Raw genomic sequence first — 18,287 nt, 5'->3', positions numbered from 1 at the left:
ATTATTTTTTAAAGAGAGCGATGTAATCCTGGTACATATACATTTTATTCTTTTTCGTGCCTGTGACTTCATTAATGATGTCTAACATTTGCAACTCTTCCAATAGCCGGTAAGATGTATTTTGCGATACACCTGTTATTTCCATCGCTTTTGCTGCGGAGATTAATGGGGTTTGATACAGATGATGCATTAACATCAGCAAGTGTTTTGCCCTCCTGCTTTTTAAACGGATTTTATTCTCGGCATCCTGCTTTAGTTTTAAGATGTTATCGAATGTCTCTATGCCTGTCTTGGCCGTTTCTATCACTCCCACCAGGAAAAATTTAAACCACTGTTTTAAGTCCCCATGTGTTCTTACACGATTCAGGTTATCATAATACAGCAACCTGTTTCTTTCAAAAAAATCTGATAAATACAATACGGGTTTTTTTAAAATATTTTTCTGTAACAGGTAAAGTATAATAATGAGCCTGCCAATTCTGCCATTACCATCCAGAAAAGGATGAATTGTTTCAAACTGGTAATGAATTAATGCAATTTTCAAAAGTTCAGGTAAAAATATTTCATCGTTATGGGCGAAATGCTCCAGGTCACTCATCAACTCCTGTATACTTGTATGTACAGGCGGCACAAAAACCGCATCATTAATGGTAGCTCCTCCTATCCAGTTTTGACTTGTTCTGAATTCTCCCGGCATCTTATGATATCCGCGTACACCAGTGAGTAATATCTTATGTGTGTTACGTATAAGCCTGGACGAAAATGGGAGGTCTTTTATTTTATCGATTGCTGCATTAATTGCCTCAATATAATTATTTACTTCCTGCCAGTCATCTCTTCTTTCCGGGTCTATCTCTTCTTTACTAAGAAGCACATCCTCAATATTAGTTTGCGTACCTTCTATCTTACTACTTTGCGTTGCCTCTTTGCGAATGTGCATTGAGATAAATAAATCAATATTGGGGATGTATTCGCTATACATATCCAACCTGCCCAGATGCCGATCTGCAAGAGACAACAATTTTTGGATTTCCATATCAGATAACAGCCACTGCCTGTTTATGAAAGATGGCTGAAAACTCTTATAACTACCATGACTTAGGTAATTCCCGGGATCAAAATCTATCATTTAAACAAAAATTTGAGTTACGACTACTTTAAAACTCAAATTTAGGTATTTTTTTGAGTTTTCAACAATTCAAAACTCAAGTTTTGTGTCTTTTTTGAGTTTTGTCAGCATAAAAACTCAAGTTTTAGATGATTTTTGAGTTTAAGGATATTATAATTCAACAATTAGGTGTTTTATGAGTTAATAACAAACCTGAAAATCAACATAATTAAAAATAGCTTGTGTTCAGGTTGAGGTTCTTCTTTTCCTGTTCTTCAATGATGGAAAAATCTGAAAGTATCAGCGCTTTCCCCTTTTTTACACACACATTGTGTTCGAAGTGAGCTGACGGCAACCCGTCTTTGGTTTTTACAGTCCAGCCGTCCTTATCGGTAAAAACGTCTTTTTTCCCAAGGTTGATCATTGGCTCTATAGCAATGGTAAGATTTTCTTTTAGTTTTTTACCGCTGCCGCGTTTACCGTAATTGGGTACATGCGGATCTTCATGCATATTTTTACCAAGGCCGTGGCCTACCAACTCACGCACTACGCCGTAACCGTGCCTGCGCTCGGTATGCTCCTGTATAGCAAAAGCAATATCGCCCACGTAGTTGCCTACAATGGCTTTTTCTATGCCTTTATAGAGGCTTTCTTTGGTAACTTTTACCAGTTGTAAAACTTCTGGCGGCACTTCGCCAATGATAAATGTGTAAGCATGCTCGCCTACATAATTGTTCCTGGTAATGCCCAGGTCCAGCGAAAGAATATCGCCGTCTTTTAACGCTGTATTGTTTGGAAAGCCGTGCACAACTACATCGTTTACGGAGGCGCATACATTGTACGGATACCCGTTGTACTTATAAAAAGTGGGAGTACCGCCTTCATCTAAAATCATTTTTTTGCACAGCTCATCTATTTGCAGGGTGGTCATGCCGGGCTTTAGTACAGATGCTACATGTGCAAGTATCCTGCTGATGGTGGTAGCATTCTGCTGCATGATGGCAACCTGTTCATTGGTCTTATAATGGATCATTCTGCAAAGATAATTTATTAAAGTCTTTTTGCGTCAAACACCTCACCCTGCTCACTCCTCGAGGAGCGGGAGTAGTTGTAAATCTCTCAAAGTCGTAGCGCGCAAAGAATAGAACATTGTCAGGTGAAAAAACCGGACGCGGCGCCAACCTTGTCAGGAAAACCTACACGGCAAGGAAACGCAACAGAAAACATACATCATAAACACCATTCACAAAATCCAAAATTAAAAGACTGCTTTTACTTCGCTGCGCTGCGTATCGCAGCGACGGTATCAGTACTCACCCATGGCGCAAGCATCCGCTTGTGCCAAACCTGCCTTGTGTGCATTGTTGACCCATGGCGCAAGCATCCGCTTCTGCCAAAGCTGGCTTATGTGCTTTGTTGTCAATCTCACCCATGGCGCAAGCGTCCGCTTGTGCCAAACCTACTCCTTATGAAAAACCCTGTGCGCATTGTTTTTAAATTTAATACAATGTCACAAAGAATACGCAAGTTTCACAAAAGACTGCCTGAACTGACGCCTGCCTGTCAGTGAGCGAAAGCAATGCACGGAAGGTGATTGATTCGCCCGAAAGAAGTTTTTATTTTTTGATTGTCTGCGGCGAATCAATTGTCCCTGAAGTGCAAATTGATTCCGGGCCAGAGCTTATGCGCGCAGCTCACCTTCACGCGGGACAGACCTTTTTGGTTCTTTTTGCGGCAATGGCAAAAAGAACAATATTTTCATTTTCACGCTAAGGCTGCAAAAGAGAGAAACGCAAAGAAAGAAGATTCTTCGATGTCAGGAAAACCTACACGGCAAGAAAACGCAACAGAAAACATACATCATAAACACTATTCACAAAATCCAAAATTAAAAGACTGCTTCTACTTCGCTGCGCTGCGTATCGCAGTGACGGTATCAGCACTCACCCATGGCGCAAGCCTCCGCTTGTGCAAACCTACTCCTTATGAAAAACCTTGTGTGCATTGTTGTCAATCTTACCACAAAGTGCCTGGCAAAGCCCCAAATAAAACAAAAAGGAATACCACTTTTGCTATAGTTCTTAGTGAAAGCAACCCTGCACTTTCAGCTTTTGCGGCCGAGCTCTGCGTATTCATTGGGTGAAGTACTCAAAATATTTAGCGCGCCGGAAATCATATCCACTATGAATTTTTCGAAACGGAGATATTAAACCGCAGATATTCTTACCCCTCAGCTAACCACCCCGCAATGTTCCTGCTATCGCAAGGACGATACTTCCTTACATGATAAAAACATAGCATCACACCATACCCACCCTTAGCTACGCATCAGTGCGCGCATTTCATCGTGATAGCTGCGAGCAGCTTTAGCTGCGGCTTGCGAAAAATCTTCGGCCTGAGAAGCGTAAATCACAGCACGGCTGGCATTTACCAATAAACCAATATCTTTATTGCTGCCATAGGCAGCCACTTCCTGCAAACTTCCGCCCTGCGCGCCAACGCCGGGTACCAGCAAGAAATGATCAGGAACTATACGCCGGATATTTACCAGTTCTTTAGCCTGAGTAGCGCCGGCCACAAACATCAGGTTTTGGGGCGTACCCCAGCCGGAGACAGTTTTTAAAACCCGCTCATAAACAAACTCTCCCGACTGCAACCTTTGCAGCTCAAAATCTTCTGCTCCTTTATTTGAAGTCAGCCCTAGAACAATGGTCACTTTATCTGTATACTCTAAAAATGGGCGTATGCTGTCTTCTCCCATGTAAGGCGCCACGGTTACAGCATCAAAGCCGTAAGCTTCAAAGAAAGTTTTGGCATATTGTGCCGAAGTGTTTCCTATATCACCACGCTTGGCATCTGCAATCACAAAATGTGTGTCCGGAATGTGCTCTAAAGTTTCCTGCATGATCTCCCAGCCCCTGATCCCCATAGACTCATAAAAAGCTGTGTTGATCTTGTAGCTTACGCAATGATCCAAGGTAGCGTCTATAACAGCTTTATTGAATGCGAGTACCGCGTCTTTTTGAGAACGCAGATGCAATGGTATTTTCTGATCATCAGTATCCAGGCCTACACAGAGATAAGATTGTTTTTGTTTGATATGATCAATAAGGGATTTAATACTCATAGTTAGATTATATATTTAGTAACTCCCGGGCAATTATCAGATTTATCAGTCTGAATTTTCCAAAGGCGGGATGTTTGGCAGATTGCACAAAAATAAAACTAATAGCCCATACTTTTTGCAGGATTTATTTGATTTTAGCACTAAAAATATACGTGCAAGTTTCGTTTATGCTTATCTTTGACTGAAAGCGTTTTATGGGATGTTCTTGTAAATTTACCCGCAATTTCATATCCGGTCAACGGACCGGAATGTTTGTATTTGCAAGAAAAACTATGGATATTGCGCATAAAATTTACATGGAAATAAATGTTGTAAATAAAAATATTCACCGATGAAATACGGAATTGTGATGATAGTGCTGTTTGGTATTGCTCTGGCTAATACCGGCTGCCTTGTATCGGAAGACAATTCCATACCGGCGCCGGCCAGATTACGATTGATAAATACTGTACCTGAGCAGACATATTCGCTGTTGGGAAATGATGAAGCACTGGCTGCAAATATTCCTTTCGATAGTGTAACGCCTTATGGATACGCTTTCCCCGGTTTTTATAATATGTCGCTTGTGGATACAAAAAGCAATAAATCTATTCTTGCAAAACAGCTTATCCAGAGCGATCTCAGGTATTCTTTTTACGTGATACCTGACAGTGCAAGTACAGCCGGGAACATTAAAGGATTTAAACTTTCTTTGGTCAACGACACCAAACGCCAGCAAATAAAAGATACATTCTATATACGCTTCCTGCATTTTTCTCCCAAGCAAAGCAGCGATGCCACCACACCAACTCAACTGTTTCTAAAAACATACAGGGAGCGCGGCACAAGCAATTTATTTGACAGCACCATACAGAACAACTTTACCCGCAGGTCTTTCAACGACATCAGTGTACGTACACAATACGCAAGCTTTGAGAAGCTGGAAGAAGGTAATTATAAATTCGGATTTTTTGATGGCAACGACTCCAGCCGCCAGTATGAAACAACTAAAAAATATTTCAGCGCCAACAAGTATTACACTTTATACCTGGTAGGCTTTAAAAACGGCACGGGCATCCATGCCTGGAAGGTGAATATAGACAGCGTGAACAATACATTCTAAACCATTTATCCATATCAACAAAAACAACAAAAAATGAAACTATCGTCCATACTCGACAGGTTCGCTGAACCTGAAACGCTAAAGATGGCAAAATTAGGACGCGAGCTACGCGCGCAGGGGCACGATGTAATTGACCTGAGCCTGGGAGAACCAGACTTTGACACTCCTGAGCATATAAAGTCTGCCGCCAAAAAAGCTATTGACGACAACTGGAGCCATTATACTCCCGTGCCGGGCTTTTTAGACCTGCGCGAAGCGGTCTGCAACAAACTGAAGCGCGACAATCAACTGGATTATAAACCGGAAAACATAGTAGTTTCTACGGGCGCCAAACAAAGCCTGGCCAACGTGATCCTGGCATTGGTAGATGATGACGAAGAAGTAATTATTCCCACACCGTATTGGGTTACCTATTCTGAACTGGTAAAGATAGCGCGCGGGAAAGTAGTAGAAATACGAACTACGCCCGAAGCTAAATTTAAAATCACACCGGAGCAACTCGAAGCCGCCATTACTCCCAGAACAAAAGCATTTTTGTTTTCTTCTCCCTGCAACCCTTCAGGGTCTGTATACAGCAAAGAAGAACTGGCGGGCCTGGCCGAAGTTTTTAAAAGACATCCACAGATAGCTATTATTTCAGATGAAATATATGAATACATCAACTATGTAGGCAGGCACGAAAGCATTGCGCAGTTTAGCGAAATAAAAGATCAGGTGATTATTGTAAACGGCATGAGTAAAGGCTTTGCCATGACCGGCTGGCGTATTGGCTACACTGCCTCTGTGCCTGAAATAGCCAAAGCTATGGAAAAACTTCAGGGCCAGTTTACCAGCGGCACCTGCTCTATTGCTCAAAAAGCATCTGTTGCCGGACTTACAGAAGACTTAGCGCCTACCATGGAAATGAGCAAACAATTTACAGAAAGGAAGAGAAGGACGCTTGAACTGGTGAGTAATATCCCCGGCCTGAAATGTGCTGAGCCTGATGGCGCCTTCTACATCTTCCCCGACCTGAGTGCTTACTACGGTAAAAAAGCCCCTGATGGCAATGAGATAAAGGACTCTGCCGACCTGTGCATGTATATTTTAAATACGGCGCACGTATCCTCGGTGATGGGGGCAGCGTTCGGCGAGCCCAACTGCGTACGCTTCTCTTTTGCCAACAGCATTGAAAACATTGAAAGAGCGTGGGCCAGAGTAAAAGAAGCATTGGCTAAGCTGAGTTAATCGGAGGTTTGGGCAATAAAAATACCTAACAGGTTTGATGCTGTTAGGTATTTTTTTATTTGAAGAGGTCGAAAAAAATATTATGCCTGACATCCACTTTTGCCAGGCATAATATATTAATTAAGGATTCTGATCAGTCTGTTCATTCAAAGATTTATTGGCTTCAAATTCACTCTTAGGTATTTTTAATGTAAGTTTACCAATAAGCCTGTGTTATAAACTGAAGCAGTGATTTAACGGGCACCTCCTGCCCACCATACATTTTCCGTATACACATATGCGCCATCACCGTATGCCTGTTTTACTGCAACATTAGCAGTAACATCGGAGTTACCATATGGCAGCCTTAAAGGAAACTTACTACTATTCAAAGGATTTTCTAGAGTTACAAAATTTTCTTTGAGTGCTTTCATTCTCCTTATGTCATTAAAAGCCTCCGTAGATTCTCCTGAAGCACCGTAGAATGCGAGGTATTTTTGAAGCATTACCTCCTTAAGTGGTGCCGCATTGAAGCGTGCAGCAACTGAGTTATCAAAATATCTATGCGCTACTTCTTTAGAAAGATCAACTGACGGAGCCACGTCAGCTACATAATCAGCAGCGATTTCTATCGATTTCTGCAAATTAGCAAAAGCAGGTACCAATGCTTCTTTCAAAACTTCTTTTGCTTCAGCAATCTTGTTCAGCCTGGTTAAAGCCTCAGCTTTCAGAAACAATAATTCATGATAGCTTAGAAGCATTGTCGCAGCTTTATTAGCATAGTTTACATAAGAAATGGGATAAACATATTGTTGCTGTATTGGTTCCCCATTAGGTGCAGCTTGTGCATACGCTGTAGTCAACGGAATCGTATTTACTGCCGTTAATTTTGCATTCCATTTGCCAAACGCAGGGTTGCCACGTGGATCTTCTAATGCAATAAATTTACCCGCCAGGCTCTTACTGGCACCCAACCCATCACGCGCATTAGAGTAACCAAAAAGTGGATTTATATTTTTGGTACCATCATACTTATTAAATTTCATTTCTTCACCAACCTCGGAAAAAGATTTTTGAATATAAGACAATATGCTTACTAGATCGGCGTTCATATTAGTTGAAACCTTTAAGGTATGCATAAGGTAACGCGCTTTGAGTCCATATGCAGCTTTTATCCATTTATCTTTACTTCCACCATATATCAAATCCTGTGCACCTATAGGGCCCGAGCCCGCTGCATCAGTTTTAGCAAGATTGGTAATAGCTTCATCCAGAAGAGTTTGTATCTGCGGATACAATTCCGACTGCTTTTCAATCTTTGGCTGTAGATACATAGGAGAACCGTTTGGAGTAAGAATTCCTGTTTCAGAGTAAGGAACATCCCCAAAGAAATCTGTCAACACACCCAAGTTGTATGCCAATAGCACTTTCGCTATTCCATTAGTAACATCATTCCCAGCTTCTGCACCTCCTTCGGAAGTTTTTGAAATAGCTATTTTAAGTTTTTTTATATTCTCGTATATTGCTTCCCACGAATTGTTATTTGTGGTAGCCAATGTAGGCTCCCCGGATCTGATCTCTGCATTGTATGTCTGGTTGTGCACTCCAGCTTCATGCTCTACATACACAGAAGAATATAAAGCTATATCTCCTCCAACCACTGAAAAAGCAGTAGCTGTTATTGCATCAGTTAATATAAACTTTGCTTGTACGTCTGATGCGTTGTTTCTGTCCCTGTTCACTTCGTCTAAAGCATCTTTTGAACAAGATACTAACGTTGTGCAAAGAACAGCCACAAAAGCAACTAAATATTTAAGGCTAAAAAATTGTTGTTTCATTTATAGATAGTTTAAATTAAAATTGAAGGTTTATTCCCATACCAAAACTGCTTGTCTGCGGCAATGTGAATCTTTCAAACGCACCTGCCATATTGGTATTACCTTGGCTTGATTCCGGATCAAGGTATGGTGAGTTTGTCCATAATAAAAGATTTCTTGCAAAAACATTTAGTTCTAAACCAAAGTTGGCCTTTTTAACAGCTTTATATCTTAAGGCAATTTCCCTCATTTTAAAGAAAGATGATTCCACAATACTGCTTTCATCAATATTGTTTAAAGCTGAAAAATAATCTTGTATATTTTTATATCCTGTAATTTTTATATCATTCGGTGTGCCATCTTCTTTTACTGCTCCCGGGAACATCACTTCGTTCCTGTCTCTCGCTTCACCACTTTCCCTGCTAACACCATAGAGTCCAAACAAACCGGTTGAACCGCTGTACATCTGTCCCCCATTCTTCCATTCTGCCACAGCAGAAAGAGTAAGATCTTTATACCTGAAGCTTGTATTTGCACCAAGAATAAAATCAGGTGATACACGTCCTATAACTCCTGGTGCTCCCGCCATTGGTAACCCGTCAGCCCCTACTACAATTCTTCCATTTTTATCTCTTTTGTAGGTTGAACCGTAGATTACTGGGAATTTATCGCCAATTCCAGCTCTTACCTGAGGTGTAACGAATCCACCTAGAAAAATGCTCTCAACATCTTCAGCCAGCTCATCTACATAGTTATCAATTTTACTGAAATTAAATCCAAAATTCCAATCTATGTCTGTTTTACGGATAGCATTGAAATTTAATGTGGCTTCATGTGCATTTGTATGTACTTTCCCTCCATTTGTCATAAAAGAAGATGCTCCTGTAGAACCTGCAAGAGGTACAGCAAATATCTGATCTGTAACATCCTGCCTAGAGAATGTGTAAGAAAAGTCTATCACACCTCTCAAGAAGCCTAAATCAATACCTGTTTCTATTGAATTAGTGTTTTGGGGTTTTAAATTACCATCATATATGGTTGTGCTAGGAATATATCCTTTAATGCCTTCGATAGGGTATATGATAGGAGTACCGGAATAAAAGCCGCCACCATATGCAGGAATTGTATAATAGTTTGGCAAATAAGAGCCTGCTTGGCCAACTTGCGCGTATGATGCTCTGATTTTTCCGTAACTTAAAGTGCTGTTATCCTTAAGTGACTCTAATTCGGTAAATACAAAACTTACGCCTACTGAAGGATAATAGAATACTCTGTTATTGCGTGGCATGCTTGAAACTATATCCTGCCTGCCTGTTGCTGTCAGGTAAAGCATATTTTTATAGGCTAAATTGAGGTTGATAAAAGTTCCAAATGTTCTGTTCTGCTTATAGGTTGAGCTAGCATCTTTAATAGCTGTATTATCCATATGATTCCAACCGGCAAATGCAAAGTCTGATCCGTATGCATATTTGTAAATAGTTGAAGTGTTTACTATTTCATTACCTATTAAGGTTGTAAGATTCAAGTCATTGTTTATATCCCACCGTAGATTTGCTGTTAAAAGAGAATTGAGCATATTATTAGTGAAGCTATATTCCTCTATGGTGCCGTTGTTATTAGAGCCACGAGTTGTAGATCCAAAGCTCCAGATATCCTGGTAATTAGTGGTATATACATCTGTACCTAACTGATATTTCACATCTAAAGCCAGGTTGTCTGTTCCCAGATTGTTGTTATACGTCACTGAGCTATTTCCAAAGAATCTATTCGTCTTCTCATTAAAGCTGTTTTTGCGCATACCCCAATATGGATTTACGAATGCACCACCACGGTAACCATTAGGCCTATCGTCATTGCCCGCATAATGATCAGGTATACCTTTTAAATTGTAGCTGGGTGGAGCAGGAAAAACTGTTGCCATAATACCATCATTGGCAGTTGGAGCTTTATCAATGTTGGAAGTAACGAAATTTCCCGCAAAAGAAGTCTTGAACCTTTCAGACAATTTACTCTCACCAGCTAAGCGAGCATTATACCTTTCCATGCCTGTATGCGGAACAATCCCTTTTTGATTAGTGCTGGCTAAAGAAAATGAGTATATATTTTTTTCATTACCTTGAGATACATTGATAGAATTATTAAAGGTTTGACCTGTATTAAAAAAATCTTTGACATTATCATAGACCCCGGGAGCAATCCAAGGATTTAATCCGGCATTAGCAAGCTGAGGCACATAATACATACCTGGCTTCATACCGTCTTTCTGTGTATAAACATTATCTGTTTCACCGCCATAGGTTTTACTCTTAGGCAAGTCAGTGATTTTAGGACCCCAAGAGGTAGATGCATTGGGATTGTATTCTCCCGCACTACCCTGTGCATAAGTTTTCTGCAGGTCTGGGAATCTTGAAAGTTTGTCAAAGCTAACATTTGAATTAAACGTAATTCTGGCTGCACCCCTTGCACCCTTTTTTGTAGTTATCACTATAACCCCGTTACTAGCTCTGAGACCGTAGAGAGCAGAGGCTGCCTGACCTTTTAATATTTCGATATTTTCTATATCATTAGGATTGATGTCAATACCTCTATTAGCATAATCTGTACCTGTAACGCTGTTTCCCGTACTGATATCCGATGTTGAAGATACTGGTAAACCGTCAATAACATATAAGGGTGAGTTATTTCCTGTAAAAGAACGTGCGCCCCTGATCGTGATAACACTAGAAGCACCGGGCATGCCGCTGGATGGCTTAATTTCAACCCCTGCAGTTTTACCCTGTATGGCTCCTGATAAAGAAGTGTTAGCCGCCTGATTTAGTTCATTACCCTTAATAGTTTGAGTGGCATACCCTAAAGATTTCTTATCTCTTGTAACACCTAAAGCCGTAACAACTACTTCACTACCAGCTTCTGTAGCCGCTTCTCCTCTCACCAGATTAATATTCAGGAAGCCGCCTGTTAATGAAACAGTCTTCTCCTGATAACCTAAAGCGCTAACGGTTACAGCCTGTATCTGATTTAATACATTAAATTTAAATTCCCCGTTGGCATCAGTAGCAGTTCCTGCCCTGCCGCCAACAACTCTTACAGTAGCTCCGGCTACGGGAGCTCCTTCAACATCAGTAACCTTTCCGGTAACTTCCTTAGTCTGTGCCATAGAGGCGCTTACCGTAAAAACAAGAAGGAGCACAATCAACCCCTTAAAAATTTTACTCATAAATCTAAAATTGTTTGTGAAATGAATAATAATCATTAAAAAAAACCATCAAATTGTATCTATTATCTAATTAAACAGCTTTTTTTTATTTAAGAGGGCAAATATAGCAGATAAATTAACAATTAACGTTCAAACTTTTTAGATATTTTTTTCGGAGTAAGTTAACAAACGCTTATTGAGCCATTATCTTATGTAAGATAGAGTGATACGAATTCTAAGTTGAGATAATTTATTAAAATAAATATATTAAAACAGATGCGCATTTTTAATAAAAATATATAAAATGGCAGTTTATCTAAAAAAATTTAGATAATTCTCAAATTGACTGCTTGGGATTTTAATTTAATTCTATCTTTTTTTTGTGTTTAACAATTTGATTGATTAATTCATGCACTATGTTGAGTTATAATGCAAAAAAAAGGCCCATACACGATTACTATAGATGCCCATACATTAAATTCCTTTGTTTGCCGGCATTGATAGTGAAATTCAGGAGATGGATCTGGTATTATACTTTGTGAAAGCATCGTCTATGACGCCTATTAGCATAAAAAATACCTGACAATAGTAATTGTCAGGCATTCAGTTTTATGTAATTAAGATTATCTCGCCCCTAAATAAATAAATGTTTCTTCAAAAGTCCTTCCTCCATTTCCTTGCTTCCAGAAAACTTTTAAGGTTTTGGTTGCAGGATCATATTTACTTCTTAGATCTTGAGGTGTTTGTACTCCTAAAGAAGGACATTCAACCGTTATTTGATTTGTAGCCGGATCAATGTTGTAATAAACCTCGTTACTATACGTTCCTAATAAACCAGGAATAAGTTTTAATCTATTTGGCCCTGCTGTATGCAGTTCTACTGTTTTATTCGCATTAGGCACAAGCGAGGTATTTGCCGAAGTTCTATATGTATAACGACCGTCATATTTATTTTTAGGCCCAACATTGATAACCATCTTGCTAAAATTCTTACTAATGATTTCTCCTGACGCATCAGTTATTTTTAAGCCAATAGCATAGTCATGGGTAAAATCAATCTGATCTATCTTAACGGGAATTTGTAAATAACCAGTTTGCTCTCCGGACTTGATCGTAACAGTTTCAGACATTTGATATATTGCAGGGTTCAATGGATAAAAATCATAATGTTCTGCTACATTAAATGAATCAATCACATTATTATCAACCTTTATTGTTACTTTGATATCTTTTGGCGCATTATTGTGGCCAGCGTAGTTGACTGGAATTATAATAGTATCCAATGGAGCAATATCAAAAGACTGAATATAAAATCTGATTGGATTTTTCAAGCCCGACTCTAAAGATGAAGGATTTCCGAATTCAACAACACTTTTTACCTCTTCAGGTTTTATAATCTGCGAATCATCCTTCAGACATGAAGATATATTGAAACTACAGATTAATAGAATGAATATTTTAAATAAGCTTCTCATATTTATTTATTTTTTTAATTACTATTTCGCCCAAAATATTTTGTCTATAAAAACGCTAATACCACCATTTGCACCGCTACCCTTTTGTGCATTAACATTCGTAGAATTATAGATAAACTCTTCCTGCGGGTATTGAATACGTGTTGGAAGCTTATCGGGCGCTGTAGACAATGATTGCAATGATACAAAACTGGTATATTTATTAGCGACTGAAGGAATGGTATTAGCAGGATATCCTGTTCTTCTATATTCGTTCCATGATTCTATACCATTGATCATATTATTGGCGATATATTTCTGAGTAATAATTGCCTCAATTTTTTTGTTATTATCTGTGGCTAGGTCGAAATTCACAAGGTAATTATCTTGATTTTCTGTAAGATAGGTGTTGAATTCAAACAGCGGATCAATTGCAATTGTATCTTTCACGCCTACCGCTGTAGCTATTTTGCCCGTTTTTACATTAACAAACTTATTAGATATACTACCTGCCTCATTCTTATTGAGGTAACGAAATGATTGTAAAATTCCGTTGTTGAAAGCCTCTTTAGCATTGCCTGTAATTATCCCGCGCACTATGCCCTCTGCCTGCAAGAAATAACTTTCTGCAGCAAGCATAATAGACTGCGGGGCTGAAGGTCCTTTAAAGATGCCTATTGAAGCATAGTTAGTAGCATTCACTGTTCCTGTTGCGATATACCAATCGTTTGGTGCTTTTACTTTAGCGGCATCATTACTACCGGGATCGTGACCTAATTGATTTATACCTGGAGAGGGATAAACACGATAGGTGAGACTACCTCTGAATTTATCATAAATTTTGTTTCCGTCATAAAATCCAACTGTGTAGAATGAAGGTACGCGCTGATTTAATGCCGATGCATAATTTGCGCCGGAAGTCGTAGCCCCAGAAACCTCGTAAGTACGCCTCCATGTAGGATTTAACTTGCCGGTTACATTTGAATATCCTGGTTGCACCAAAGCATCTTCGGTTAGAAAACCATCAGGAGAAAATGTTTTATTAGTAAAATTTACTTTAGAACCGGCCCTGAGGATAAGGCGTAATTTTATTGTATTTGCAAATTTTTTCCAAAGCGTAAGGTTGCCTTTAAATAAAGGATCTGATGAAGTAGTAAGCTGTAGCGCTGAAGGGTTTGCTCCTCCTTTATTAAACTCTGAAATAGCAACATCAATAGAATCAGCAATAGCTTTATAAATTTCAACACCGTTGGTGTAGGCAGGGGTGAGATTACCCACTCCACGATTAGCTTCAGTATAGGGAACATTGTTATACGTATCAACTAAATGTTGATAATGCAACACTTTAAGTACTTTTGCTGCAGCTCCTAAAACAACATAATTCGGGTCTATTAAAGATTTTCTAATAACTGCTTCAATATCCTCAAGATTGTCATAAGGCACGCTCCATAAATCTCTATAGTTACCCGGTGAATAGTTATAATTAACTAATGTACCCCAACCTGACACTCCTCCGGGATTCACTGTATAACCCATCAGGTCTTCCCCGTGGGAAGAAGAATATGGTTGAAATGCTGCCCATTCGACGATAGTCTTAGGTAAAATGTACTCTTCAGCAATAGGGCCGGTTGGGTTATTTGGATTTTTATTTATATCCAGAAATTTTTTACAGCCTCCAAATAACAGAAAGCTGCTGATTATAAGTAAATTAATTATTTTTTTCATATCTGTTTGTATTAAATGGTAATGATATTACAACCACTAATTATCAAAATTTTAAAGTTAAGGTCGCACCGTAATATCTTGTTGGAGGATTCTGACCTAATGTATTAATACCAACATAGTTAGCTGTACCTCCAGCGCTATATTCAGGATCTGTATATACGTTTGTTTTAGGCACCAACATAAACAAATTCCGTCCAACTAAATTTAAAGATACTTCTTTTAAGAAACCCAGGCTTTGCATCCAAGAAGTCGGCAACATATATCCCAATGCAACTTCTCTGAGTTTCCAGAAAGCGCCTGAGGTAACATAATTCTCAGTGATTCCTGTTCGGACAGTGCCTTGTGGCCAATAATTTGCTCCTCCTTCTGTTATAGTTACGTCTTTATTGTCTACATATTTATTTTGCGCAGCGTCCCAATAAACGGAATTAGGAATTACAAACCTGCCTCTGTTGTATGCGATTGTATTAATTCCGGCACCTGAAAACTCAAAAGTGGTTGCTCCGCCATTATAGATCACATATCCTCCTCTGTATTCAGCAACAGCTCTCAAACTAAGTTGCTTATATCTTGCATTAAGATTGAGACCCATTCTGTGTTTTGGCTGTGTGTTTCCCATATATTTTATATTTGGATCTGCACTCGGAAAACCAGTTACAGGATCAACTATAATTTTACCGGATGCGCTATCACGAAGATGGGGTACTGCATACAATGCAGGAAATGGCATTCCTTGCGCAGCATATACCCCTGTTCCATTACCATAAGCATATAAACGTAACTTGTCTAAGTCTTGTAAGCCAAGCTCATCTACCTTATTATCATTATAAGTATAATTTCCGCCTAAGCCTAACTCCCATACGGCGTTTCTCACCGGGTAGAACGTTATTGATGCCTCAATACCCTTTCCAGAGGTAACGCCTGTATTCGTTAAAATAGTTGAATAGCCTGTGGCGCGTGAAATAGAAACGGGCAATGTTTGGTTTTTGGTATTGTTTTTATAAGCAGTAAAATTTGTTGAAATTTTTCCGTCTAATAAGTCCAAATCAAAACCTACTTCTCTGGTAAGTGTAAACTCTGGTTTTAAACCTGTCTGAACCAGTCTGTTGCCGATAGAGTATGCATAGCTTCCTGAAAAAGGATAACCAGACACCTGGCTATAAATAGGCATAGTATTATAAGGATCTATATTTACACTACCCACGTTAGCAACTCCAGCTCTCAATTTCAAAAAACTAATTGTTCTAGAATTTTTTATTGCAGGGATAGCTTCGCTAGCCACAAACGATATATCTGCTCCTGGATAGAAAAATGAATTGTACCCGGGATCCAGAATAGACACTTGATCTCTTCGCCCTGTAAGATGCAGGGTAAGAAACTTTTTATATATTCCATAAAATTCACCCCAGATACCAATAGTACGAGACTTCGAGATTGATTCTGTAGCAGTTGGTGGCGATGTCTGGTTTCCAATATTATAAAAATCAGGAAGGGCAAGCCCAGATATTGATGCGTTCAAATTTTTACCATCGTTTTGCATGAGCTGAGTGCCTATATTCAATCGCAATTCTAAATTCTCAATATTATTCTTCTTAAAAGATGTAATGAAATCAGCTATCAATCTATTGCTGTAACTCATATATTCCTCCACATATCCATTAATGTTTTCTTTTTTATAAGTGCCGTTGGTTTTGTCTATAGCATATTGATTAAACTTATATATACCAGTAGTTGTTTTAATAGATTGGTTTAAAGAAGTCATTCCAACTCTACCGGTAATATCAAGCCACATAAACGGAGAATATTTTAATGCGGCGTTAACGATCATATTTTCATTTCTAACTTTTTCCCTATAATTATCTTTTAGAAAGTAAGGGTTATTATAGAATGCATTAAAATAGTAGTTGGGCATTGCAAACGAGTCTGTCTGCCAGTTTTTATATCTTGTAAGAGGAATATGACCAGGAGTATTTAATATCAATTCGTAGATAGCTGACTGTTGGGTGGTTTGGTCATAATTATTTCTCATATACCTGGCAGAATAGTCAAATGTTAAGTTATCATAAAAGTTATGCTGTCCACTTACACTTGCGCCTGTTCTGTTATAAGTATCTCCCTCAATAGTTCCGTTAGAAGCAACATGCTGACCTGAAAAATATATCTTACCCTTTGATGTGGAAGAGGAAATAGAAAAATCGGTTTGTGATGTAAGTGAACGTTTCCAGAAGTTTAGCTTACCTTCTTTATCATTCCATGCATAAGGTACTTTCTGAATTTCACCCCCTGGTAAAGGATACTCCCCGATCTCTACTAAAGCACCGTCGAAAGGCGTACCATATTGCTGATTCTCAAAAGGGAGATATTCTTGAATGTAAGCAGTTGAACCGGAACCGTATTTCTTCTGTAACTTTGGAAAAAATGAAACTTCCTGTGCAGACACAGTTTGAGAAATAGTAAAACTGGTAGCTCCAGAACCTTTTTTAGTTGTTACAATTATTGCTCCATTAGAGGCTAAAGACCCATACAAGGCTGCTGATGCTGCACCGTTCAAAATGGTAATGTCTGCAATATCTTCAGGGTTCATATTACCCAGAACTGAATTTGGCACAATGACGTTATCTAATACAATTAAAGCCTGGTTATTACCTAAAATAGAACGATAACCACGCAAAACAATACTGTAAGTGGGGTTAACACCGCTATTTACTCCAGAGATTTGCAAACCCGCAACCTTTCCTGCTAAAGAAGATGTTACATTGATTGGCGATGCCTGAGTAAGAGTTGCATTGTTAAGTGTAGTTGCAGCATATCCAATTTCAGCTTTTTTTGTTCTCAAGCCGGAAGCTGTTACCACTACCTCGCTACCTGCATCTGTGGCACCTTCTCCTCTTACCAAAGTTATGGCCAGAAAGTTTCCCGTTATCGGCACCGTTTGCTCCTGGTAACCGATAGCATTCACAGTAACTTCCTGGATCTTATCCAGCACCTTAAATTTAAATTCCCCGTTGGCATCAGTAGCAGTGCCTGCCCTGCCGCCAACAACTCTTACAGTAGCTCCGGCAACAGGAGCGCCGTCAACATCTGTAACCTTCCCGGTAACTTCCTTAGTCTGTGCCATAGAGGCGCTTACCGTAAAAACAAGAAGGAGCACAATTAACCCCTTAAAAATTTTACTCATAAATAGATAATTGTTTGTGAATAAATGATAACCAATAAAAACATCAAACAAGGTTAATGTTTATGAAAACTGCCGTTTTGGTTTATTAAAACAAATATAAAAGATAACTTTAACTTTTTCAATCAACTTTTTGCATATTTTTTTTACAATAAAAGAAAACTACCGTTCATATGGTTTATGAATAATATAAATTGTTAATCTTCAAATAATTAAGTAGTAAATTTTACACTAAATTAAAAGAAAAAATATTCGAATCTATGTTGCAAAAAGATGCCTATTTTGAGCTTTGGTGAAATATATCGCAGAAATTTTGAAAAATATCAACGAACAGGTTTATAAATTAATAGGCAATTAGAGATTGGGGAGTTTTGCAT

At 38.9% G+C, this 18,287-nt stretch carries 11 protein-coding genes; 3 read left to right on the top strand and 8 right to left on the bottom strand.

Annotation, left to right across the window (positions count from 1 at the left end; all coding sequences use genetic code 11):
• Position 1: 1 nt before the first annotated feature.
• Positions 2-1,129 carry a Fic family protein gene (locus tag OD355_RS03615; RefSeq protein ID WP_263037087.1) on the bottom strand — a complete coding sequence of 376 codons (1,128 nt, stop codon included), beginning with the start codon at positions 1,127-1,129 and terminating at the stop codon, positions 2-4.
• Between the two features lie 208 nt (positions 1,130-1,337).
• Positions 1,338-2,141, bottom strand: coding sequence for a type I methionyl aminopeptidase (gene map / locus OD355_RS03610; RefSeq protein ID WP_263037086.1), 804 nt, complete (start codon positions 2,139-2,141; stop codon positions 1,338-1,340).
• Between the two features lie 594 nt (positions 2,142-2,735).
• On the opposite strand from map, the gene OD355_RS03605 reads away from it, so the two are divergent.
• Positions 2,736-3,251, top strand: a complete 516-nt coding sequence (locus tag OD355_RS03605; protein WP_263037085.1) for a hypothetical protein — start codon at positions 2,736-2,738, stop codon at positions 3,249-3,251.
• Between the two features lie 174 nt (positions 3,252-3,425).
• On the opposite strand, the gene pyrF is transcribed toward OD355_RS03605, so the two are convergent.
• Entirely contained in the window at positions 3,426-4,235 is an 810-nt protein-coding gene (gene pyrF / locus OD355_RS03600; protein WP_263037084.1) for an orotidine-5'-phosphate decarboxylase, read from the bottom strand.
• 331 nt (positions 4,236-4,566) lie between these two features.
• Between pyrF and OD355_RS03595 the strand changes: the two genes are divergently transcribed.
• Both OD355_RS03595 and OD355_RS03590 read left to right on the top strand, forming a co-directional pair.
• Complete coding sequence (locus OD355_RS03595; protein ID WP_263037083.1) at positions 4,567-5,337, top strand: DUF4397 domain-containing protein; 771 nt, start codon at positions 4,567-4,569, stop codon at positions 5,335-5,337.
• Positions 5,338-5,370: 33 nt separating this feature from the next.
• Positions 5,371-6,564 (top strand): pyridoxal phosphate-dependent aminotransferase, encoded by a 1,194-nt coding sequence (locus OD355_RS03590; protein ID WP_263037082.1) that lies wholly within the window; start codon positions 5,371-5,373, stop codon positions 6,562-6,564.
• A gap of 233 nt (positions 6,565-6,797) precedes the next feature.
• On the opposite strand, the gene OD355_RS03585 is transcribed toward OD355_RS03590, so the two are convergent.
• The 5 genes from OD355_RS03585 to OD355_RS03565 form a co-directional block, all read right to left on the bottom strand.
• A complete protein-coding gene (locus tag OD355_RS03585) occupies positions 6,798-8,381 on the bottom strand; it encodes a SusD/RagB family nutrient-binding outer membrane lipoprotein (protein ID WP_263037081.1) in 1,584 nt (527 codons plus the stop codon).
• 16 nt (positions 8,382-8,397) lie between these two features.
• Entirely contained in the window at positions 8,398-11,577 is a 3,180-nt protein-coding gene (locus OD355_RS03580; protein WP_263037080.1) for a SusC/RagA family TonB-linked outer membrane protein, read from the bottom strand.
• 602 nt (positions 11,578-12,179) lie between these two features.
• On the bottom strand, positions 12,180-13,031 hold the full coding sequence (locus OD355_RS03575; protein WP_263037079.1) for a DUF1735 domain-containing protein: 852 nt from the start codon (positions 13,029-13,031) through the stop codon (positions 12,180-12,182).
• Positions 13,032-13,052: 21 nt separating this feature from the next.
• Entirely contained in the window at positions 13,053-14,735 is a 1,683-nt protein-coding gene (locus OD355_RS03570) for a SusD/RagB family nutrient-binding outer membrane lipoprotein (RefSeq protein ID WP_263037078.1), read from the bottom strand.
• 43 nt (positions 14,736-14,778) lie between these two features.
• Positions 14,779-17,964 (bottom strand): SusC/RagA family TonB-linked outer membrane protein, encoded by a 3,186-nt coding sequence (locus tag OD355_RS03565; RefSeq protein WP_263037077.1) that lies wholly within the window; start codon positions 17,962-17,964, stop codon positions 14,779-14,781.
• Between the last annotated feature and the right edge of the window lie 323 nt (positions 17,965-18,287).

Origin of the sequence: Haoranjiania flava (genome assembly GCF_025631005.1) — a bacterium.
Taxonomy (GTDB): domain Bacteria; phylum Bacteroidota; class Bacteroidia; order Chitinophagales; family Chitinophagaceae; genus Haoranjiania; species Haoranjiania flava.
This window is presented reverse-complemented; position numbering and strand designations above follow the sequence as displayed.

Coding starts and splice junctions, on each gene's coding strand:
- OD355_RS03615 (WP_263037087.1), bottom strand. CDS start 1,129: ATGATAGATTTTGATCCCGGGAATTACCTAAGTCATGGTAGTTATAAG.
- map (WP_263037086.1), bottom strand. CDS start 2,141: ATGATCCATTATAAGACCAATGAACAGGTTGCCATCATGCAGCAGAAT.
- pyrF (WP_263037084.1), bottom strand. CDS start 4,235: ATGAGTATTAAATCCCTTATTGATCATATCAAACAAAAACAATCTTAT.
- OD355_RS03595 (WP_263037083.1), top strand. CDS start 4,567: ATGAAATACGGAATTGTGATGATAGTGCTGTTTGGTATTGCTCTGGCT.
- OD355_RS03590 (WP_263037082.1), top strand. CDS start 5,371: ATGAAACTATCGTCCATACTCGACAGGTTCGCTGAACCTGAAACGCTA.
- OD355_RS03585 (WP_263037081.1), bottom strand. CDS start 8,381: ATGAAACAACAATTTTTTAGCCTTAAATATTTAGTTGCTTTTGTGGCT.
- OD355_RS03580 (WP_263037080.1), bottom strand. CDS start 11,577: ATGAGTAAAATTTTTAAGGGGTTGATTGTGCTCCTTCTTGTTTTTACG.
- OD355_RS03575 (WP_263037079.1), bottom strand. CDS start 13,031: ATGAGAAGCTTATTTAAAATATTCATTCTATTAATCTGTAGTTTCAAT.
- OD355_RS03570 (WP_263037078.1), bottom strand. CDS start 14,735: ATGAAAAAAATAATTAATTTACTTATAATCAGCAGCTTTCTGTTATTT.